This window comes from Thiomonas intermedia (assembly GCF_002028405.1).
Taxonomy (GTDB): domain Bacteria; phylum Pseudomonadota; class Gammaproteobacteria; order Burkholderiales; family Burkholderiaceae_C; genus Thiomonas; species Thiomonas intermedia.
This window is the reverse complement of sequence record NZ_CP020046.1, coordinates 97,483-118,774: the sequence shown is the minus strand read 5'-3', so window position 1 is coordinate 118,774 and position 21,292 is coordinate 97,483. Positions and strand designations below refer to the sequence as shown.

Annotated in this window: 20 protein-coding genes; 7 read left to right on the top strand and 13 right to left on the bottom strand. The window is 66.2% G+C overall.

From position 1 onward, the window contains the following. Window positions 1-14: 14 nt before the first annotated feature. From BVH73_RS00565 to flgB, 13 genes are read right to left on the bottom strand one after another with little or no spacing between them, the layout of a single operon-like run. Window positions 15-1,139, bottom strand: a complete 1,125-nt coding sequence (locus tag BVH73_RS00565; RefSeq protein WP_079415157.1) for a DegT/DnrJ/EryC1/StrS family aminotransferase — start codon at window positions 1,137-1,139, stop codon at window positions 15-17. Between the two features lie 25 nt (window positions 1,140-1,164). Continuing rightward, window positions 1,165-2,418 (bottom strand): flagellar hook-associated protein FlgL, encoded by a 1,254-nt coding sequence (flgL, locus tag BVH73_RS00560; RefSeq protein WP_079415155.1) that lies wholly within the window; start codon window positions 2,416-2,418, stop codon window positions 1,165-1,167. Window positions 2,419-2,437: 19 nt separating this feature from the next. After that, a complete protein-coding gene (gene flgK, locus BVH73_RS00555; protein WP_079415153.1) occupies window positions 2,438-4,438 on the bottom strand; it encodes a flagellar hook-associated protein FlgK in 2,001 nt (666 codons plus the stop codon). A 42-nt stretch (window positions 4,439-4,480) separates the two neighbouring features. Next, on the bottom strand, window positions 4,481-4,879 hold the full coding sequence (locus BVH73_RS00550; RefSeq protein WP_079415151.1) for a hypothetical protein: 399 nt from the start codon (window positions 4,877-4,879) through the stop codon (window positions 4,481-4,483). A gap of 38 nt (window positions 4,880-4,917) precedes the next feature. After that, window positions 4,918-6,024, bottom strand: a complete 1,107-nt coding sequence (gene flgJ / locus BVH73_RS00545) for a flagellar assembly peptidoglycan hydrolase FlgJ (protein WP_079415149.1) — start codon at window positions 6,022-6,024, stop codon at window positions 4,918-4,920. Window positions 6,025-6,045: 21 nt separating this feature from the next. Continuing rightward, window positions 6,046-7,173: a flagellar basal body P-ring protein FlgI gene (locus BVH73_RS00540; protein WP_079420198.1), complete on the bottom strand. Its 1,128-nt coding sequence runs from the start codon at window positions 7,171-7,173 to the stop codon at window positions 6,046-6,048. A 20-nt stretch (window positions 7,174-7,193) separates the two neighbouring features. Further along, window positions 7,194-7,886, bottom strand: a complete 693-nt coding sequence (locus BVH73_RS00535; RefSeq protein ID WP_079415147.1) for a flagellar basal body L-ring protein FlgH — start codon at window positions 7,884-7,886, stop codon at window positions 7,194-7,196. Window positions 7,887-7,894: 8 nt separating this feature from the next. Continuing rightward, window positions 7,895-8,680: a flagellar basal-body rod protein FlgG gene (flgG, locus tag BVH73_RS00530; protein WP_079415145.1), complete on the bottom strand. Its 786-nt coding sequence runs from the start codon at window positions 8,678-8,680 to the stop codon at window positions 7,895-7,897. 45 nt (window positions 8,681-8,725) lie between these two features. Next, window positions 8,726-9,463, bottom strand: coding sequence for a flagellar basal-body rod protein FlgF (gene flgF / locus BVH73_RS00525; protein ID WP_079415143.1), 738 nt, complete (start codon window positions 9,461-9,463; stop codon window positions 8,726-8,728). A 35-nt stretch (window positions 9,464-9,498) separates the two neighbouring features. Beyond that, a complete protein-coding gene (gene flgE / locus BVH73_RS00520; protein WP_079415141.1) occupies window positions 9,499-10,746 on the bottom strand; it encodes a flagellar hook protein FlgE in 1,248 nt (415 codons plus the stop codon). A gap of 58 nt (window positions 10,747-10,804) precedes the next feature. Beyond that, window positions 10,805-11,500, bottom strand: a complete 696-nt coding sequence (locus tag BVH73_RS00515) for a flagellar hook assembly protein FlgD (protein ID WP_079415139.1) — start codon at window positions 11,498-11,500, stop codon at window positions 10,805-10,807. Between the two features lie 41 nt (window positions 11,501-11,541). Next, window positions 11,542-11,958 (bottom strand): flagellar basal body rod protein FlgC, encoded by a 417-nt coding sequence (gene flgC / locus BVH73_RS00510; RefSeq protein WP_079415137.1) that lies wholly within the window; start codon window positions 11,956-11,958, stop codon window positions 11,542-11,544. A gap of 32 nt (window positions 11,959-11,990) precedes the next feature. Next, on the bottom strand, window positions 11,991-12,443 hold the full coding sequence (flgB, locus tag BVH73_RS00505) for a flagellar basal body rod protein FlgB (protein ID WP_245800371.1): 453 nt from the start codon (window positions 12,441-12,443) through the stop codon (window positions 11,991-11,993). Between the two features lie 594 nt (window positions 12,444-13,037). Between flgB and flgA the strand changes: the two genes are divergently transcribed. The 7 genes from flgA to BVH73_RS00460 all read left to right on the top strand — a co-directional run bounded on the left by flgA (window position 13,038) and on the right by BVH73_RS00460 (window position 21,291). After that, a complete protein-coding gene (flgA, locus tag BVH73_RS00495; RefSeq protein ID WP_245800370.1) occupies window positions 13,038-13,778 on the top strand; it encodes a flagellar basal body P-ring formation chaperone FlgA in 741 nt (246 codons plus the stop codon). Window positions 13,779-13,963: 185 nt separating this feature from the next. After that, window positions 13,964-14,941, top strand: a complete 978-nt coding sequence (locus tag BVH73_RS00490) for a GGDEF domain-containing protein (protein ID WP_079415129.1) — start codon at window positions 13,964-13,966, stop codon at window positions 14,939-14,941. A gap of 89 nt (window positions 14,942-15,030) precedes the next feature. After that, complete coding sequence (locus BVH73_RS15605) at window positions 15,031-16,185, top strand: histidine kinase (RefSeq protein ID WP_154048374.1); 1,155 nt, start codon at window positions 15,031-15,033, stop codon at window positions 16,183-16,185. A 70-nt stretch (window positions 16,186-16,255) separates the two neighbouring features. Then, window positions 16,256-16,753 carry a chemotaxis protein CheW gene (locus tag BVH73_RS00475; RefSeq protein ID WP_245800369.1) on the top strand — a complete coding sequence of 166 codons (498 nt, stop codon included), beginning with the start codon at window positions 16,256-16,258 and terminating at the stop codon, window positions 16,751-16,753. Beyond that, on the top strand, window positions 16,750-17,955 hold the full coding sequence (locus tag BVH73_RS00470; RefSeq protein ID WP_079415125.1) for a hypothetical protein: 1,206 nt from the start codon (window positions 16,750-16,752) through the stop codon (window positions 17,953-17,955). Before BVH73_RS00475 ends, BVH73_RS00470 begins: the two co-directional genes overlap by 4 nt. A gap of 167 nt (window positions 17,956-18,122) precedes the next feature. Next, window positions 18,123-19,613, top strand: coding sequence for a flagellin N-terminal helical domain-containing protein (locus BVH73_RS00465; protein WP_079415123.1), 1,491 nt, complete (start codon window positions 18,123-18,125; stop codon window positions 19,611-19,613). A 202-nt stretch (window positions 19,614-19,815) separates the two neighbouring features. Continuing rightward, window positions 19,816-21,291 (top strand): flagellin N-terminal helical domain-containing protein, encoded by a 1,476-nt coding sequence (locus BVH73_RS00460; protein ID WP_079415121.1) that lies wholly within the window; start codon window positions 19,816-19,818, stop codon window positions 21,289-21,291. The last annotated feature ends 1 nt before the right edge of the window (window position 21,292 follow it).

Here is a 21,292-nt window from a genome sequence, read left to right as displayed (position 1 = left end):
TTACCTTTGGGTTGTCATTCCGCAATGATCGCGACAATGTCCTCGACGGTCTGGTGATCGAGCGCCGGGAAGATGGGGAGGCACAGCACCTGCTCGGCCATCTGTGTGGCTACGGGCAGATTGTCGCGGCGAGACGAGGGAAATCCGCGGTACATCGGGAAATCCGAAATCAGTGGATAAAAGTAACGGCGCGCGTGATAGCCACGCGTTTTCAGCTTGTCGTAGAGCGCGTCGCGCGTGAGCGGATACTCGGGCCCCACGAGCACGGGGAAATAGCCGTGATTACGGACCGTTTCTCCGTTGTCGGGCACACAGCGTATGCCGGGTACCGCCGACAGCAGGCTTCGGTATTGCGCGTCCAGGGCGGCTCGCCGCGAAAGGGCCTCGCCGATGTAATTGAGTTGCAGCAGGCCCAGCGCAGCATTGAACTCGCTCATCTTGCCATTGATGCCCGGAGCCACGACCGTCGTTTCATCGACGAAACCGAAATTCTTCAGGTGGTCGATGCGCTGCTTGGTCTTCGCGTCGGGGCAGACGATGGCGCCGCCTTCGAAAGTCGAAAAGGTCTTGGTCGCGTGAAAACTCAGCACGGACAGATCGCCATGCCGCAGGATGCTGCCACCTGCATCCTCAACCCCGAAGGCGTGCGCGGCGTCATAGATCACCTTGAGGTTGTAGATGTCCGCGATGTGCTGGATGGCCTCGACGTCGCAGGGATGGCCGTAGCAGTGAACGGGCAGAATCGCTGTCGTCTGCGGCGTGATGGCGGCTTCGATTTTCGAGGGATCGAGGTTCAGCGTCCTGGGGTCGACGTCTACGAAGATCGGCCGGATGCCGTTCCACAACAGCGAATGCGACGTGGCGACGAAAGAGTAGGGCGTGGTGATCACTTCTCCGGTGATCCGGAGCGCCTGCAGCGCCGTCACGAGCGCCAGCGTGCCATTGGTGAACAGGGCCACATGTTCGACGCCGAGGTGCTCGCACAGCGCACGTTCGAACTGGACATGAAAGGGTCCGCCGTTGGTCAGGATCTTGTTGTCCCAGATCTGCTGGAGGTAGGGCAGAAATTCCTCAAGAGGGGGCAAAAAGGGCTGGGTGACAAAAACCTTGGACTGAGGTTTCACAGGATTGTTGGCCATCAGAGGCGGGTCGATCGAAGCTTGGTTAGAGGTATTGGAACAAGCTTAACCCCTGCGCCTGCGTAAACGCTTTCTGTGCGGCCTGGAGTGCCGTGAGGCTGGACTGGTAGTCGGTGATGACCTGGGGGTAATTGATGCTGGTGAGCTGGGTCTGCTGGGTTTGCAGTTGCAGCGTGAGGCTGGCGTTCTGCGTCTGCACGGCCTGCACCTGCTGCAGGCGGCTGCCGATGCTGGCCTGGGTGCTGAGCAGGCTGGTCTGGTTTTGGTCGAGGCTGGCCAGCGTGTTGCTGATGGACTGCGCGCGCAAGGCGTTCGAGCCCGAGGTCTGTGCCGAAGCCGAGAAGGCCTGCGCCAAGGCGTGGAAGGTCTGGAACAGGCTTTGCGGCGCGGAGGCCCCGATGGTGAAGCTGTCGCCCGCCGCCGGGGTGCCGACGATGGGCACGGTGATGGCCGGGGTGTTGCCTGGGGGCAGGCCGATGCTCATGCCCGCGGTGAAGGCGCCGCTGGCGACCGGGCTTGCGGAGAACGTGCCGCCCGTGCCGCTGGTCACGGCATAGGTCATCGAGCCGCCGCTTCCGCTGAAACTGATCTGGTATTGCGTGCCGTCGACCTGCAGGGTTTGCTGGGCCAGGGCGGTGTTGTTGACGGTGCCGGGGCCCGCCGTGGCGCCGCCCGTATTGCTGCTGGAGGCATTGACGGTGAAGGTACCGTTGCCCGCGCGGGTGTTCATGAACAAGGCGCTGCCCGGATCGCCGATGGCCGTGCTCAGGCTGGGACCGAGCGCGAGCTGGTTCTGTCCGCCATCGCCCTGGTATTGCACCGTGCCGTCGGCCTGGATGATGAAGGGCTGCGAACCGCTTTTGCTGCCAGCGAACAGGTAGTTGCCCTGTCCGTCCTGCGTGTTGGCGTACTGCGCGAGTTGCTGGATGTAGCCCTGCATGGTGGAGGCCGCGTTGCTCAGGTCTTGCGAGCTGACGGTGCCGTTGTTCATCTGCACCGCGAGCTGGCGTACCTGGCTGACCAGGGTGGAGACGCTCTGCACCGTGGCACTCTCGAGCTGCAGGGCGTTCTGCGCGTTCTGGCCGTTCTGGGTGTAGCCGGCCAGCCGGTTGATCTGCCCGGTCAGGCTGACGTTCTGGGCCGCGGCGACGGGCTGGTCGGATGGGTTGACCAAGGTACTGCCCGTGGAGAGCTGCTGGCTCAGGGTATTGAGCGTGTTTTGCTGATTGAGAATGCCCGTGAGACTGGCGGCATAGAACTGTGAGGTGCTGATGCGCATGGCGGCGCTCCTTCTTTCTTTACTGCACGGCCTGCAGCAACGAGGTGAACAGGCTGTTGCCCACCTGAATGGCCTTGGCCGCAGCCTGGTACGCCTGCTGGTACTGGATGAGGTTGGTCGCTTCCTCGTCGAGATTCACGCCGGAGACGGATTGTTGCGCAGCCGTGGCCTGGGCAGCGACCGAGGTTGCCGCACTGAGCGCGCTCTGCGCCTGATTGCCCTGGGTCGCGACCTGACTGACGAGCTGCGAATAGGCGCCTTCGAGCGAGGTGCTGCCCTGGCCCAGCGTCTTGGCCGTCTGCAGTGCGGCCATGGCCTGGGCGTTGCCGCCATTGCCGCCGCTGGCCGCGCTGAGGGTGAAGGTATCGCCCGAAACGGCGGTGCTTCCCGCCAGGGTGACGTTCCAGTAGCCGCCTGGCGGGTTGTTGGCGTAGGGGATGGACAGCACCTGCCCGCTACCGCCCAGGCTCAGGCTGCCGGTTGCCAAGACGGTGGCCGAACCGGGTTGGGTCACCTGGAAGCCGACGCTGCCGCTCGTGCCGCCGCTCGTCATCGTGATTTGCAGGGCGGTGGGCACGCTCGCCCCGGTGATGAGCGTGGCGCCCGCGCCGCTGGTGGCGCTGTATTGACCGGAGGACAGCGTGAGGTTGCCGAGGTTGGTGTTGACCAGACTGCCCGACTGCATCTGACCGGCGCTGGACACGTAAGGCGAGGCCGCTGCGATTTTCGTGGGATCGGTGAGGGTGGACTGGAAGTTCAGCGCGCCATAGCGGGTCGGCAACACCTCGAAGCTGTTGCCGGCCTGGGCGCCGCTGACGTTGAGCTGCACGCCGTCGAAGTTGAGCGTGGTCGTGGCACCGGACACGCTGGTGCTGAGCGTGGCCGCCTGCCCTGTGGACAGATTGGTGGCGGTCCAGGCGCTGCCATCGAAATTCAGACGATAGTCGGCCGTGGTGAGCGCGTTGGCATCGACCACCGTGCCGCTGATGACCGCGTTGCCGGTATTGCCCGCGTTGCCCAACACCTGTACCGGGCCGGACTGGAACATCGCGGCGCCGAATTGTCCGTTGAGATCGAGCCCCTGAGCCTGCTGGCTGTTCATGGCCGAGGCCAGGCCGTCGGCAATGCGGCCAAGCGCGTTCTGCGCGGGCTGCAGCACCTGGCTGCGGAACTGCAGCAGACCGCCCAGCGTTCCGCCCTGAAGGCCTTGTGACAGGACGGCGCCATTGGCGGCGTAAGCCACCTCCAGCTGCGACGGATCGTAGGCGTTGGGCGTGGTTTTCAGATCGAAGGACTGCGCCCCGGCCACCAGCACCTGTCCGTTGCCGGTGAAGACATTGACCTGATTGCCGTCCTGCGCCAGCACGGTGATGCCGACTTGTGAGGAAAGCTGCGTGATGAGCTGGTCGCGCTGATCGAGCATCGAGTTGGGCGTGCTGCCCGCGCCCGACATCGAGTTGATCTGGACGTTGAGCTGGGCGATCTGCTGCGTGAGGCTGTTGATGGCGGTTACGCTCTGGCCCAGTTGTTGATTGACGCCGTCGGACGCGTTTTGCAATTGCTGCGCGGAAGACTGGACCGACTGCGCGAGGGCCTGCGACTGGCTGATGAGGTTCTGTCGCGATGGAATGTCCGACGGGTTCGCGGCGACCTGGGCCACGCCGCTGGCGAAGAACTGGTTGATCGATGTGCTCAGGCCGGCGTTCGTTCCGGCCAGCAGATTGACGATGGACTGGAGCTGGGTGTTGACGGTGCTGGCGCCGCTGGCGGTTGCGGTCGTGCTCCAGACCTGCGATTGCAGATAGCTGTTGTAGCTGCGGGTGATCGCGTCGATCTGCGTGCCGTTGCCCAGATACTGGCCGCCGTACAGGCTGGGCGTGAGGGTGGACTGCACCGACGTCTCCCGGCTGTAGCCCGGCGTGTTGACGTTGGCGATGTTGTTGCCCGTGACCTGCAGCGCCGATTGCGCCGCCTGCAGGCCGGTCAAGGCGTTGTTGAGAAGTCCGCTGATGCCTGACATGTCCGTTCCTGCGTTTGGGTCTGGGTCTGAGGGCCGCGCCGCTCAGCCGCGGCCAAGGGTCTGGCGCTGCGTGCCGCCGTAGGCCTTGGAGGCACCTGTCGCCGGACCATAGGTGGGCTCGGTCGTTTGCCGCTGCGACTGGGTGATGGCCTGTTGCAGCGCCGCGCTCCAGACCGTGAGCGTGTGTTGCAGCGCCAGGGTTTCGTCGCGCAGCGCGGTGACTTCGGCGGTCAGCTCGGGCGATCGGTCGAGCGCCGGATCGGCCGACCGGCGCCGGTCGGCAAACTGGTCCAGCGCCTGAATCAGCGGCTCCCAGATGGGGGTGACGGGCAGGGCGCCCTCGGTGCCGGTGTTCACCAGCGCCCGGCGCTGCTGGCGCAGCACCTCGGTCAGCGCGGCGACGAGCTGGCGTTCGTCTTGGGGAATCTGGGGCTGGGACATGACGGCAGGAGCGGACGCAGGAGGTACTAGCCTTAACGTCACTGCGTGCTGAAACTTGAGCCTACGCCCAGTTGCGCCAGAGCCTGCTGCATCCGTGGGCTTCGGGCAATGGCCACGATCTTGGCGGCGTAGTCGGGGTCGGTCGCGTAGCCGCTGCGCTGCAGCGCCGATGCGAAGGCCGAAATGTCGTGGCCCTGACCGCGGGCCGACTGGTAGCGCGGGCGCGAAAGCAGCGCGGCGTAGTTGTCCACGCTGTCGGCCACGTTCTGGTAGGCGCGGAAGGCCGCGGCGCCCACGGTCGAGACGCCGTTCTGGAATTCCCGGGTGAGGGTCTGCACGGTATCGCCGGACCAGCTGCCGCCGGCTTTCACGCCGAAGACATTGTTCCCCGGCGTGTGCTGGCCCCAACCGGTTTCGAGCGCGGCCTGCGCCAGAATGGCCACGGGGGCCACGCCGAGCTGTTTCGCCGCGGTCTGCACGCTGGGGAGGATGCTGGCGATGAAGCTGCGCGCCTGCTCGGCCGCAGACTTGTCGCTCTTGCGCTGCGCGGCGGGTGTGGCTGCCGCGGCATTCGGCGCATCGATCGTGCTCATCGAGGGCATTGTTGCGGGCGCCGCGGCAAGGGCGGGCAGGGCATTCTGCCGATAGGTGCTCAAAGGCTCAGGCAACGCGGCGTTGCCGCGGGCGTCCAGGGGCAGCGCGGCGGCGTTGGCATCGGCGGCCCGGGCGCCGGGGACCGTGGCCGCCGCAGATGCAGCCGTAGATGCCGCCGCGGATGGCGTGGCTGCTTGGGCCGTGGCGCCATAGCGGCTGGACAGCTCGCGGGCGATGAAGCTCGCCAGACCGATGCCCTGGCCCTGGCTGAGTGTGGAGGCGAGTTGCTGCGTGAACATCGACTTGAACATCGGCCCCGAGGTGTCGCCCAGCATGTCAGGGCCCAGGCTGGTGGCGTTCATCGCGTTGAGCATCTGCTGCATCAGCAGCGCCTCGAACTGCTGCGCCACCGCCTTGATGGCCTGCGGACTGCGCGGATTGGCCTCGGCGGCGGCCTTGAGCTGGTTCAGCCCCTGGAACGACAGGCTGTTGCTGGCGGCGTTGCCACTGGGGGGCGGGGGCGCGGCGGGAAGGGGGGGCAGGGTCGCCATGGCGGACGGGCTCGGAACGGCTCAGATCACGTCGAGCTGCGCATGCAGCGCACCGGCGGCCTTCATGGCCTGCAGAATGGCGATCAGATCATGCGGCGCGGCGCCCACGGCATTGAGCGCGCGGACCACGGCTTCAAGCGTGACGCCGGGCTTGAACATGAGCAGATTGGCCTTGTCCACCTTGGCTTTCACGTCGGTCTTGGGAACGACGGCCGTCTGGCCCGCGCCCAGCGGGTTGGGTTGGCTGACTTCGTACTGCGTGTTGATGGTTACCGACAGATTGCCGTGCGCCACGGCGCAGGCGCCCAGGGTGACGTTCTGACCGAGCACCACCGTGCCGCTGCGGGCATCGATGACCACCTTGGCCGGCGGGGACTCGGGCGAGACGTCCAGCGCTTCGACCTGGCCGAGAAAGGCCGTGCGGTCTCCCGCGGTCAGCGGCGCCTGCACCTGAATGACGCCGGCGTTCATCGCCGTGGCCGTGCCTGCGCCGAAGCGCTGGTTGATGGCCTCGGCGACCCGGCTGGCGGTGCCGAAGCTGGGCGTGTTGAGCGCGAGCGCCAGCGGGCCGGACTGGTCGAAATTGCTCGCCACGGCACGCTCAACCGTGGCGCCGTTGGCGATCATTCCTGCCGTGAGGAAGTTGACCTGGGTGCTGTTGCCGCCCGAGGATGCACCGAAGCCGCTGACCACCACATTGCCCTGGGCCACGGCATAGGTCTGGCCGTCCGCGCCCTTGAGCGGGGTCATCAGCAGGGTGCCGCCGGCCAGGCTGGAGGCATTGCCCACGGCGGACACGGTGATGTTGATCTGCTGGCCCGGCTGCGAGAACGGCGGCAGGTTGGCGGTGATCATCACGGCGGCCACGTCCTTGGGCTGCAGATTGGAGGCCACGCCCGGCGGCAGGTTGATGCCCAGACGCTGGAACATGGAGAGCAGCGACTGGGTGGTGTAGGGAACCTGCGTGGCCTGGTCGCCGGTGCCGCCCAGGCCGACCACGAGGCCGTAGCCGACGAGCTGGTTGACGCGCACGCCCTGCACGCTGGTGAGATCGCGAATGGCGGCGGCCTGCACGGGTGCCCATGCCGAGACGAGCAACGCCAGCACAGGGGCCAGACGCAGAAGGAGGCGGAGCGGGAGGTAAGGCATGATCGTGGATGAACGCAAGGTCAGAATGGCCACAGCGAGAGGAAGAAGCTCGCCAGCCAGGGTACTTTGGCCGCCGCGTAGACATCGCCCGTGCCGCTGTATTCCACGCGGGCGTTGGCGATCTGGGTGCTCAGCACGGTGTTCTGCGGGCTGACGTCGGCCGCGCGCACCACCCCGGCCACGCGGATGTATTCGTGCCCGCCATTGAGCATGACCTCCTTCTGGCCGGAGACCTGCAGATTGCCGTTGCTCATCACCTGCACCACGGTGGCTTGCAGCGTGGTGGTGAAGGTGTTGCTCTGCGACGTGGCGCCGTTGCCGCCGAACTTGGTCGACGAGGTCATGCCCAGCGAGGGCGAATAGCCCCCGGCGGTAAGCGGCTTGCCGAAAAAGCTCGACAGCCCCGCGCTCACATCGTCGGACTTGTTCACCGTGGTGTTGGTCGATTTGGTGGCGTTGGCGTTTTCCTGGATGAGCACCGTGATCAGATCGCCCACGCGGTGGGCGCGGCTGTCCTCGAACAGCGACACATTGGTGCCGGGCTGCCAGATCGCGCCGTTGGGCGCGTGAGCGTTCATCGCCTCGGGCTGTGCCGGAATGGGCAGTGGCTTGAGCGCCTCGCTGCTCATGTGCTGCTGCGGCATGGCGCAGGCGCCCAGCGCCAGCATGGCGACTGCGGCCAGACCCGAACGGAGACGATGCAGCACCTTCATGGCCGTGCTCACAGATTGTTGTTCACGTACTGCAGCATCTGGTCGGAGGCCTGCACCGCCTTGCTGTTGACTTCATAGGCGCGCTGCGTCGAGATCATGTCCACCAGCTCGGCGACGACGTTGACGTTCGACGATTCCAGATAGCCCTGCTGCACCGAACCCAGGCCGTTGAGCGTGGGCTGGCCGGTGCTGGGCGCGCCGCTGGAGCCGGTCTGCAGGTAGAGGTTGTCGCCCACGCTCTGCAGGCCCGTGGGGTTGACGAAACTGGCCAGCTGCAGCGCACCGACCTGCTGCGGCGCGGCCTGGCCCGGCAGCGTGACCGACACGGTGCCGTCGTTGCCGATGGTCACGGTCTGCGCGCTCGCCGGAATGGTGACCGTGGGCTGCACCAGATAGCCGTTGGCGGTGACGAGCTGGCCCTGATTGTTGAGCTGGAAGGTGCCGTCGCGGGTGTAGGCGATGGTGCCGTCGGGTTTGAGCACCTGGAAAAAGCCCTGACCGTTGATGGCCACGTCCAGCGAGTTGCCGGTCTGCGTGAGGTTGCCCTGGGTCATCAGGCGTTCGGTGGACACCGGGCGCACGCCCGTGCCCAGCTGCAGGCCGCTGGGGTATTGAGTGCTCTGCGAAGACTGCGCACCCGGCTGGGTGAGGTTCTGGTAGAGCAGATCCTGGAACACGGCGCGCGAGCTTTTGAAGCCGCTGGTGTTGACGTTCGCCAGATTGTTGGCGATCACGTCCATCTGGGTCTGTTCGGCCTGGAGCCCGGTGCGGGCGACGTAAAGCGAGCGGATCATGGCGTGGTTCCGGGATGCGGGGTGAATGTTGGAGGTGCAGGCGCGTCAGCTCACATTGAGCAACTGGGTGGAAGCCTGGTGATTCTGGTCGACGGTCTGCATGAGCTTGGTCTGGATTTCAAACGCACGGGTGTTGTCGAGGATCTGGATCATGGCCTGCATCGGGTTGACGTTGCTGCCCTCCAGGGCGCCCACGGCGAGTTGCACGGTGCCATCGGCCGGCGCCGGGCCCTGGGTGTCGCGGAACAGACCATCGGCGCCGCGCTGCATCTGACCGGCCGGCGGGTTGACCAGCTGAATGCGGTTGACCACGACCAGGGCATTGGGCTGGCTGCCCACCGGAACGCCGGAGATCGTGCCGTCCGAGCCGATCTGCACCGACTCCAGCGGCGGCATGGAGATGGGCGCGCCGCTCTGGCCCAGCACCGGCCGACCGTCGCTGGTGGAGAGAATGCCGCTGCTGTTGATCTGCAGATCGCCGTTGCGGGTGTAGGCCGTGTCGCCATTGGGCGCCTGCACCGCGATCCAGCCCTGGCCCTGGACGGCCACGTCGAGATTGCGCCCGGTGTGAACGATCGGCCCTTCCTGCAGATCGGCGCTGTGACCCTGCACCGCGGTGTAGGCGCTGGTCGGCAAGGTGTTGCCGTACACCGGCAAGGCCCGGAACTGGGCCTGCTCGCCGCGGTAGCCGGTGGTGTTCACATTGGCGAGATTGTTGGCCGTCACCGCCTGCTGCTGCAGGACGGCGCGTGCGCCGGTGGCGGCAATCCATAAGGTATCCATGGCTCAGTCTCGGGTGGGGTCGCGGGCGGTTTTGCTTACAGGCTAAGCAAAGTCTGGACCACCTGGTTCTGCGTCTTGATGGTCTGGGCGTTGGCCTGATACGCCTGTTGCGCGACGATCAGATTGACCAGCTGCGACGACAAATCGACGTTGGACTGCTCCACCGCGCTGGCCTGCAGCACGCCCAGCCCGCCGCCGCCGGGCTGCCCGGTGAGCGGCTGCCCCGATTCATAGGTGGGCACGAAGTAATTGCTGCCCAGACGTTGCAGGCCCTGCGGTGCGGTGAAGTTGGTGAGGGTGATCATGCCCAGCGTGGCCGACAGGCCGTTGCTGTAGCGTCCGTAGATGATGCCGCTCGGATCGACCGACAGATTGCTGAGCTGGCCCACGGCCGAGCCGTCGGTGGTCAGCGCATTCACCACCGAAGTGGCGTTGTAGTTGGTCGAGCCGGCAAAGTTCAGCGCGATGTTCGAGGCGGCGGCGCCGTCGGCCCAGGTGATATTGGGGACGGACAGTGTCGCGGTACCGCTGATGGCGCCGGTGGACGTGAACTGAATGGTGGACGGGCCACCGCTGGTGATGCCCCCGGCCGCGCTGGTGCCGTCGACCGAGTAATACACATTCCACGCCTGGCCGCTGGCCGTGGCGCCGGTGGAGGGCAGGGCGTAGTAGGTGGTGAGCAGATGCGCGGAGCCCAGGCTGTCGTAGACGGTGCTGGTCGTCGAGTAGTTGTAGCTGGTGGGGTCGCTGGTGCTGAAGGCGGTGCCGCTGGCGATCGGGGTGACCGAGGCATTCAGGTTGAGCGCCAGGGTGCCGCTGGTCGTGGCCTTGGGGGCCAGCGTGGTGGCCGTGATCTGCAGCGGGCCCGAGCCGCCGGTCAACACGCCGCTGACGGCCGGTGTCCCGACGAGCTGGCCGCCCGAGGCATCGACGATGTAGCCGTTCTTGTCGAGCTGGAACTGGCCGTTGCGGCCATACACGGTGGAGCCGTTGTAGTCGAACTGGAAGAAGCCCTGGCCGTTGATGGCCACATCCAGCGGATTGTCGGTGGACTCGATATTGCCCTGGGAGAACTGCTGCGCCACCGTCGAGACGGTGGTGCCGATGCCCACCTGCCCATACTGCGGCGAGGTGCCGGCGATGGCGGCGGCATAGGTGTCGGCGAACTCGGCGTTCGAGCCCTTGAAGCCGACGGTGCTGGCATTGGCGATGTTGTTGCCCATCACCTGCAGGTCGGTGGAGGCGGCCTTAAGGCCGGACAGGGCGGTTTGAAACGTGCTCATGGAATCCCCCGGAAAAAAGGATGTGGCTGAATGTGTTGAATGGGTGGGGCGGGGCGGTTTACATCACGCCCAACAGGCTCGACAGGGGCACGGTGCCGCTCTGTCCTTCCATCTGGAGTGCGGGTCCGTTGCTGCCGCTCAAATAGACCGACTGCACCTTGCCCGTGCCGAAAGGCACGGCCGCGACAGCCTGGCCGCTGTTGTCGGTGGCCGTGATGTTGAAGCTGTAGTTGCCTGCCGGGGCCTGCTGGCCGTTCGCGGTGGAACCATCCCAGGTGAAGGTCTGCACGCCCGTGGGCAGCGCGCCGAGCTGCAGGGTGTCGACGGTCTGCCCGGCGTTGTTGACCACCTGCACCTGCACGTTCTGCGCCGCCGAGGCCAGGGTGAAGCCGCCGGCCGCGGTGCCGCTGGTGCCCAGGCTGATACTGTTGTTGTCGAACACCACGGTCTGCCCCACCAGATTGGCGGCTTGCAGACCCTGGGTCTGGGCGAGTTGGGCGGTGAGCGTGGCCATGGACTGCTGCATGCTCTGAATGCCGCTGGCCGTGCTGAACTGCGCGAGCTGGGCCGAGAGGTCCTGGTTGCTCATCGGGTTCATCGGGTCCTGGTTGGTGAGCTGGGTCACCAACAGGGTGTAGAAGGTATTGACGTCCGCCAGACCCCCCAGGCCGCTGGTGCTGCTACCGGAGGTGCCACTGCTGCTCGTTTGCAGCGAGGTCAAAAAGGAGTTGGAGCTGATGGGAGAGGTGCTCATGGCGGGGTTCTTTCAGGCAGAGGCGGGGCGTTCGGAAGGGATCATTGGCCCAGCGTGAGGGTCTTCAGCAGCAGGTTCTTGGTGGTGGTCATCACGTTCACGTCGGCCTGATAGGCGCGCGAGGCGGAGATCATGTTGACCATTTCGTCGACCGGATTGACGTTGGGATAGCTGACATAGCCGTCCTTGTTCGCCAGGGGGTTGCCGGGTTCGTAAACGAGTTTGAGCGGGCCGGGCTTCTCCACCACGCCGGCCACCTGAACGCCGTTCACCCCGGCTGGCACGCCCGGACCCGACAGCGGCTGCGCGGCAAACACCACTTCGCGCGCACGGTAGGGCTGGCCGTTGGAGCTGACGGCGGAGTTGGCATTGGCCAGATTGCTGGCCACCACGTTGAGACGGTAGCTCTCGGCATTCAGGCCGGAGTTGGCGACATCGAGGGCGGAGAACAGTGACATGGCGTGGCGCGGTTCGGGCGTGGAAGATGGGCTCAGTTGCCGGTGATGGCCGAGGTCAGGGTCTTGATCTTGCCGGTGAGGAAGGTCAGTTCGGCTTCGTACTGGATGCTGTTTTTCTGGAACGCCGCCTGTTCGCGGTTCATGTCCACCGAATTGCCGTCCAACCGCACCGTGTTGCCAGCCTGATACGCGACGAAGTCCGAACCCGCGGGAGCGACGTTGCCCGCGAGTTGCCTGGCGTGCTCGGTCTTGAGCGGCAGGCCGCCGCCCGTCTGGCCCGAGAGTGCGGACTTGAAGGCGGCCGAAAAGTCCAGATCCACCGCCTTGTAGCCCGGCGTGTTCGCATTGGCGATGTTGGCCGAGAGCAGTTGCTGCCGCTGCGCCCGCAGGTTCAATGCGGTCTGCAGCGGGGCGAATTCACGGTCGAGGGCGGAGGTCATGGCGGGTTCCTGGGTGTTGCTGGCCTGGTTGACTGCAGATTTCATGCCAGGCGGAAAAGGCGGTTTCGTACCCGTATTCGCCTCGGAAGATGCCTTCGCCGCGCTCAGCGGCAAGCGCCCGGCGGCAAGAGTTTGCCGGTCGGCGGAGCTGCCGTTTTGCTCCTCCACAGCCGTGGGGTGGGCCGTGGAAAGAGCCTCCCCCTCCCAACCTCCCCCACGCCGTGGGGGAGGCGTGTTGGCTCCCTCTCCACTTGTGGGGGGGCGGGGTGGGCGTCTCTTCCTCCCAACCTCCCCCACGCTGTGGGGGAGGCGTGTTCCCTCCCTCTCCACTTGTGGGGAGGGTCGGGGTGGGCGTCTCTTCCTCCCAACCTCCCCCACGCCGTGGGGGAGGCGTGTTCCCTCCCTCTCCACTTGTGGGGAGGGTCGGGGTGGGCGTCTCTTCCTCCCAACCTCCCCCACGCCGTGGGGGAGGCGTGTTCCCTCCCTCTCCACTTGTGGGGAGGGTCGGGGTGGGGCGCTGTCGATCCTCAATCCATCGGAGCCGCGCGGCAAGTTGGAACAGGCCCAGTCGCCCGAGCTGGTATGAACCTTGCGGTGCCAGGGCGTCTTTATCGTTTCCTGCCTGATCGGCTTCACGCCATGTTGCGCATTTCAATCCGTATTCGCCAGGCCCGGCCCGGTGCAGTCCTCTGGGCTCTGGGTCTTGTCCTGGCTTGGGGCGGGGTACCGTCGGCCTGGGCGGCTCCGGCCGCGGAAAGCCCGGCCAGTATTCGCGCCGCGGTGGAGGCTTTCGTGCGCGCGGGTCTGCCCGCGGGGGGCGGGAAGGTTCAGGTCGATGTTCAGGGGCCCGCGCCCGGACTGCGCTTTCCACAATGCGCTGAGCTGCGTACCGCGTACTTCGGCAATCCCAATCCCTATGGCTCACAGACGGTGGAAGTGCGCTGCGCCGCGCCTTCGGTGTGGTCGCTCTACCTGCCGGTTCGCGTCGACCGGCCGCAGGGCGTCGTGGTCGTGGCGCGTGCCTTGCAGGCCGGGCATGTGCTGACGGCGGCCGATCTCACCACGGTCGAGCGCGACGCCACGCATCTTCCCCCGGGGGCGGTGAACGACGCCCAGGCGCTGGTCGGTCAGGTGCTGCGTTACAGCGTGGCGGCGGGTCAGCCGCTGGTGCAAAGCATGCTCTCCGGCCCGCAACTGGTCCACTACGGCCAGTCGGTCAGTCTTGTCGCCCAGGGGATGGGGGTGCGACTGGTCGCCCTCGGCCAGGCCATGGCCGATGGCCGGGTGGGGCAGTCGGTGCTGGTGCGCAATGTGCAGTCGGGTCGCGTGGTCAGCGGGGTCGTGGATGCCCAAGGCCAGGTGGTGGTGCCGCTGCAGTGAGGCGAGGGCCACGAAGACCTGGTGTCAAAAAACCGTCTTCCCCAGGTTCCAAGCCAGGAATGAGACCTATTGCTCTTGAAATAGGTTGTTATTTTGGCCATCAGTGGCTCGATCAGTGTCAAAAAATGGCCTAAAAGGGTGGCACCGCGTTTGCTATGCAGGGATCAACCTTGTTGGAGATCCTCATGCGTGCCCTTGCCTTGTTGCCCCTTGCCGAATCGCATTCGCCGTTTGCGCCGCCCTTGAGCGTGCTTGAGGGATGGCGGGCCGAGGCGAGTCCCTCTGGGTTTCAGACGGCCTTTGCCGCCGAGACTTCGGCCTTGCGCCTGGGGCGTCAGATCTACGCCGCCTGGTTGCAGCGCTGTTTGCGCCTGGGCGCCTATCGCAGGAATCCCGGCGCGGTGGCGGCGCTGCCGCGCGCGGCGATCGAACACCAGCTCGATCGGGCGCTCGATGCCTGCGGACCCGATGCCGCCGATCTTCCGCCCCTGCGCGAGGCGCAGCAGCAGCGTCTGGACGAACTCTGTTTGCTGATCAGCGCCCTGGCCGCCACCGACAAGCATCAGGTGCGTGCCGTGCAGACCTGGGACCGCCTGATCGATCTCGGCCTGGAGGTGCTGCAGGGTTTCGCCGATCTTGAGGTGGCTCTGGCCGCCCAGCGCGCGGCGCAGGATCCGCTCACCGGGCTGCCGGGCCGGGCGGCGCTGCAGCAGCGCCTGCAGGGCGAACAGTCCCTGGTCTCGCGACAGGGCCGCATGTGCGCGGTCGTGATGCTCGATGTCGATCATTTCAAGCGTGTCAACGACGAGCACGGCCACCAGACCGGCGACCGCGTGCTCACGGCGCTCGCCCGTCTGATGCGCGGCGCCCTGCGCCCCTACGACGGGGTCTATCGCTATGGCGGCGAGGAGTTCGTGCTCGTGCTGCCAGGTGCCACGGCGGCGCAGGCGGTAGGCATCGTCGACCGCATGCGGCAGGCCATTGCCGACCGCCCCGTGGTGCAGACCCAGACCGGCGGACTGCACATCAGTATTTCCGCCGGCGTGGCGGCGCTGACCGAGCGCGCGATCTCACAGACGCTGCGCTGTGCCGATCTGGCGCTCTACCACGCCAAGGCCGAAGGGCGCGATCAGGTTCATGTCGAACGCGGGACCTGCCGATGAAACCCGCCGCTGGCGCTCCGCGGGCGACCGTCGCTGCCTTACAGGCACGGCGTGGCCCCGTCGACTGAGACGGCTTGAACGCATCCACCATGACCGCGACGTCTCCCGGCCCCCGACCGCCCAGCAGCCTGCGCCTGGCCAGCGCGCAGGAACTGCAGGCGGCCTTTCGCGTGGATGCGGAGGAGTTTCTGCGCCTGTTCGTGGCGGGATTGCAAGCCCAGGCCACACGCGAGGACACCCTGCAAGCCCTGGGCAATGCGGCCGAAGCGCTGCGTGGCATACGCATCGGTGCCGACTTCCTGCAGCTCGAAGCCGTCAGCACGCTATGCCGACGCGGCGAGCAAGACCTGCTGCAGCAGCTGCCCTCGATGGCTGCGGGTGCCGCCTTGCAGTGGGGAGAACTGCAGGCCGTGATTGACGGCCTGCGCCGCCACCTATCGGGTTCCGAGGAGACGATATCGCTGCCTGAGTCGGCCGCACCGGAACCCTTGACGGTCGATGCGGCGCGTGAGCCAGAGCCAGAGCCAGAGCCAGAGCCAGAGCCAGAGCCAGAGCCAGAGCCAGAGCCAGAGCCAGAGCCAGAGCCAGAGCCAGAGCCAGAGCCAGAGCCAGAGCCAGAGCCAGAGCCAGAGCCAGAGCCAGAGCCAGAGCCAGAGCCAGAGCCAGAGCCAGAGCTTGCGCCGCCAGACGCGGGCACTGAGGCAGAACCTGCCGACGATCCACCCGGCCAGACCGTCCCCGCGCTTGCGGCCGCTCTCGAAGCACCCGACGAATCGACCCCGGATGAGCAAGAGGGCGGCCAGATCGTGGCCGTGCAGACGGCCACAGTCGGCCCCTGGGTCGTGGCCGTTCCTGTGGCTTCGACGCCGAGGGCGCTGGCACCCGGCACGCCGCAGTGGTCCGGCCCTGGCGGAACTTTGCTGGTGCTGCACGACGACGAGGCGCTGCCCGCGCTCGATCTTGCCGTGTGCTGGAACCAGCCGGACGTCGCGCCCTCAGACCGCAGTGCCGCGTTGTTGCTGCACCCGCCGACGGGTGAGCCGCCGTTTGCCGTGCGGGTCGATGCCATCGGCCAGGAGCGGGAGCTGATCTTCTGGCCCGTGCCCCCTGCGATGCAGACGGCATGCGGGGTGCAGGCCGCGGCCTGGCAGGGCGCGCCCTGGTCGCTTGATGCCGGGCAGCCCGTGCTGCTCATCGATCTTCCCTGGTTCGGCCGGCAGTTGCGCTCGGGGTTGCGTCCATGACAGCGCCGGGTCGCTTCCCAGAATGCATCCCGATGCGCACCGCGCGGAGGGCCATGCCGTGAGCCAAGGCATGTCCTGGTTGACGTTTCATGTGGGCGGCCAGATGCACGCGCTGGAGGCGGCACCCGTGCGTCAGATTGTGCGGTCGCCCAGGCTGCTCGCGCTGCCTCTGTCGGCGCGTCAACCGCATTGCGCCGGTCTGATGGCGTGGCAGGGCAGGCCGCTGTTGGTGCTCGACCTCGGCGCCTGTCTGCTGCGGCGCTCCAGCCTTGCGGGCGGCGACGCCCGGTTTCTGGTGTGGAGCCAGGCGCGGCAGGCCGGCGTGTTGGCCGTGGACGGTGTGGATGGACTCCTGCGGCTGAGCCCCACCACGCTCACGAGGCACTGGGCGCCAGCCCGACCGGGGCTGCCCGCGCCGTGGAATGCCATTCAGGGCTTGCTTCATGCGGGGAAGGCTGCGAACGAACAGAGCCTCGACCCGACGCTCGCCACGGCAGATCCCATCGCCGTGTTCGACGTCGTCGGCTTGTGGCAAGCCTGCTGGGCAGGCGCGGGGGGCGCGCGATGAAGCGCACCCCGCAACGCAGCCTGCTGTGGCTGAGCCTGCTGGCCCTGATCTGGGGCGCCGGTCTGGTCGCGCTCGTCTGGGTCGATACCGAACCACCACTTCTCTTGACCGCCTGGTGTGCCGGAGCGGCGCTGCTCGTGCTGCTGGCTTTCTACCTGGGATTGCTGTTCCGGCTGGATTTGCTGCAAGTGCAGCAGATCTTGCGCGAAAGCGCGCTCGACCCCGTATCGCCGCCTCGCGACAAAACCCTCGTGTCGGCCCTTTGGCAGCCGCTGATCGACGCGGCGGCGACAACCCGCCCTGCCGTGAACGAGACCCGACGCGACAAGGCGCGTCTCGATGCCCTTGCGCTCGCGCTCGAAGCCGAGCGGGCGCAGGGTCTTGCCTGGCAGCGGCAGGCCGCGCAGGCCGAGTCCCGGCTCGCCGCGCTGCGCGGGCAGGTGCAGGACGCCGCGAAGGCGCTGTCGTCCATCGAGTCCGCCTGGGGGGGCAGGCCGTCATGGCCGACGGCGCCGACCGCGCAGCGCGACGCCGACGCATCTGGCACAGACGCAACAGATCCCCCGGGCGAAGCGGGGCAGGCCTACCTTGCACAGCTTCAGGCGCTGGCTTCGGCTGCTGACGAGACGATGTCGGCGCTGGATGCCCAGGCTGCGGCGATGACCGAGAGGGAGGCTGCGATCCAGACCGATGTCGACACCCGTGCGGCGCGAAGCGCGCAGCAGGCGCTTGAGCAGCACCGCGTCGCCGCACAACTCGCCCAGACCGCCGAGGCGCTGAGCTTGCTGGGGCTGAACCTGCGATTGCAGCTCTCGCATCTTGCCGCCAGCCCCACGGCCGACGGTTCGCGGCTCGAACAGACCGAGGCCGATCTGGACGCTTTGCTCGCGACGCTGGGCTCCACGAACCCGCTCAGTGAGTCCGTGCAGAACGAGGCGCCCCCCGCATCGGCGCCACGGCCGCCCGCGGAAGCGCCAGAGCGCCATGCCGCGCAAGCCCGGCTACTCTCGACGCTGCAGCGCTTCGCCCAGACGATCCAGGCGGCGAAGCTCGACTGTGAACGCCAGCAGCGGTCGCACGAGCAGTGGCGGCAATGGCAGACGGCGGTTCGGCAGCAGGCTGTGGACGAGGCGACGCTGCAGCCCGCCCTGAGGCAGCTCCGCGAGGCGCTGGCGCGGGCGGTCCAAGAGACGATTGATTGATCGGATATGCCGCCCTCACGGCGACTCCGTCTCTCGCCCGCACCATCGCAAAAATTGCTGCAACATCGCCCTTAAGTTTCGTTACATCGTGACGTCAAGCGATTCGTGGACAAGGACGTCCGCGTCCGGCGTGCATGCCGGAACGATCAAGGCAAGGGAGCCGCACCATGGCCATTTCCGGCATCATCAACACCAACGTCAATTCGCTGAACTCGCTCAACGCGCTGAACAATACGTCGAGCAGTCTGAGCACCTACATTCAGCAGCTGTCCACCGGCAAGCAGATCAACGGGCCTGCGGACAACCCTGCGGGCTACGCCATTTCGCAGCGTTTTCAGACCCAGATCAACGGCTTGAACCAGGCCGTGTCCAACGGCAACCAGGCGGTGTCGCTGGTGCAGACCGCCACCGGCGCGCTGCAGAACGAAACCAACCTGCTGCAGCAGATTCGCACCATTGCGGTTCAGTCGGCCAACGGCTCCAACACCTCGCAAGACCGGGCCTCGCTGCAAGGCGTGGTGTCGCAGTTGCTGGCGCAGGTCTCGACCATCGCCACCCAGACCCAGTTCAACGGTCAGAACCTGCTCGACGGCACCTTCAGCGGCCAGCAGTTCCAGGTGGGCGCCAACGCCAACCAGATCATCAACGTCTCGGTCTCCAACGCCAACTCCAACGCCATCGGCAATAACACCATGGCGGCTGTGCCGTTCGGAACCTATTCCATTGCCAACGGCACAGGCGGTGGGGCCACGAACAATGGCTACGACGCCGGCAATGCCTTCAGCATCAGCAGCGGCGCAGGCAACTTCACTTCGGGGTCGGTATCCGTTTCTGGCTATGCGGGGTCGGATTCCTTCGGGGTGACGCAGGATGAATCGGCCGCGAGCATCGCCGCCGCCGTCAATGCCATCGCGCAGAACACCGGGGTGGCCGCCACGGCCAACACCAGCGTGGCCTTCACCGTCACCACCGGCAGCTTCAGCTTCAGCATCGGCAACGGAGGCTCGGGCGGGCAGACCAACGCGGTCAATATCTCGGCCAACGTCACTGACACCACCCCCACCGGTCTGAGCGGCCTGGTTTCGGCCATCAATGGCTCGACCGCCCAGACGGGTATTGCCGCCAGCGTCAATGCCACCGGCAATCTGGTGCTGACCCAGAGCCAGGGGCAGAACATCACGGTGTCGGGTTTTGCCGGCACCGGCACGTTGAAAGCAGGGAACACGACCTTGAGTGCTTCGGCCGGCACGGCGCTGGTGCAGGGCTTCACCCAGTTGCAATCCACCCAGGGCTACTCGCTGGGTAACGGCGGTGCCATTGGTCTGAGCAGCATCAGCTCGCTGTCGGCGGTGTCCACGGTGGACGTGTCGACGGTGCAGGGTGCGAACCAGGCCCTGTCGGTGATTGACCAGGCGATCAACACGCTGAACCAGCAAGGCGGCTCACTCGGCGCGATCCAGAACCGGATCCAGGCTTCGGTGCAGAACGTGCAGACCACGTCGACCAATCTGCAGGCTGCGCAGTCGGTGGTGCAGGATGCGAACATCGCCGATGCGACCACGCAGCTGTCGAAGTATCAGATCCTGCAGCAGGCAGGCATCTCGACCCTGGCCACGGCCAACTCGCTGCAACAGAGCTACCTCAAGCTGCTGCCGTAAGGGATTTTTTCTGGCAGCCGCGGCCCAGCTCCGTCTCGCACGGGCTGGGCCGCGCTGCTTTTCCGCGACGGCCCCGCCGCTGCAGAACAATTTTCACCGGCAAGCCTAAAGTCCCTCGCAGGCGTGCCGTCAAGTGGAGTGCGGACAGGGTTGTCCGTATTCGGCACGGATGCCGGATGTCCCATAGCAAAGGAGCTCCATCATGGCCATTTCCGGCATCATCAACACCAACGTCAATTCGCTGAACTCGCTCAACGCGCTGAACAACACGTCGAGCAGTCTGAGCACCTACATTCAGCAGCTGTCCACCGGCAAGCAGATCAACGGGCCTGCGGACAACCCTGCGGGCTACGCCATTTCGCAGCGTTTTCAGACCCAGATCAACGGCTTGAACCAGGCCGTGTCCAACGGCAACCAGGCGGTGTCGCTGGTGCAGACCGCCACCGGCGCGCTGCAGAACGAAACCAACCTGCTGCAGCAGATTCGCACCATTGCGGTTCAGTCGGCCAACGGCTCCAACACCTCGCAAGACCGGGCCTCGCTGCAAGGCGTAGTGTCGCAGTTGCTGGCGCAGGTCTCGACCATCGCCACCCAGACCCAGTTCAACGGTCAGAACCTGCTCGACGGCACCTTCAGCGGCCAGCAGTTCCAGGTGGGCGCCAACGCCAACCAGATCATCAACGTCTCGGTCTCCAACGCCAACTCCAACGCCATCGGCAATAACACCATGGCGGCCAGCGGCACCATGTACAGCACGACCGGCGCGGCAGGCAGCAATGGTTACGCTGCAGGTCAGGCTTTCACCATTTCGGCCAGCGCAGGTGCCTTCGCGGCAGGCAGCGTCTCGGTATCGGGCTATGCGGGTTCGGACAGCGTGACGGTGGCCGCGACGGATTCCGCCGCCAGCATTGCCGCCGGCATCAATGCCATCAGCCAGAACACGGGTGTGACCGCCACGGCCAACACCAGCGTGGCTTTCACCGTCACCACCGGCAGCTTCAGCTTCAGCATCGGCAACGGTACGACGGGCAGTCAGACCAATGCGGTCAACATCTCGGCCAACGTCACCGATGTGTCGCCTACCGGCCTGAGCGGCCTCGTCTCGGCCATCAATGGCTCGACCGCCCAGACCGGCGTTGCCGCCAGCGTGAACTCCAGCAACCAGCTCGTGCTCACCCAGAGCCAGGGCGACAATATCTCGATCAAGGGCTTTACCGGAGGCGGCACCCTGGCCGCAGGCGGCTCCACGGTGTCGAGCACCAACGCCACGGCGCTGGTGCAGGGCTTCACCCAGTTGCAATCCACCCAGGGCTACTCGCTGGGCAATGGTGCCAACATTGGTCTGAGCAATATCAGCTCGCTGTCGGCGGTGTCCACGGTGGACGTGTCGACGGTGGAAGGTGCGAACCAGGCGCTGTCGGTGATTGACCAGGCGATCAACACGCTGAACCAGCAAGGCGGCTCACTCGGCGCGATCCAGAACCGGATCCAGGCTTCGGTGCAGAACGTGCAGACCACGTCGACCAATCTGCAGGCTGCGCAGTCGGTGGTGCAGGATGCGAACATCGCCGATGCGACCACGCAGCTGTCGAAGTATCAGATCCTGCAGCAAGCGGGCATCTCGACCCTGGCCACGGCCAACTCGCTGCAACAGAGCTACCTCAAGCTGCTGCCGTAAG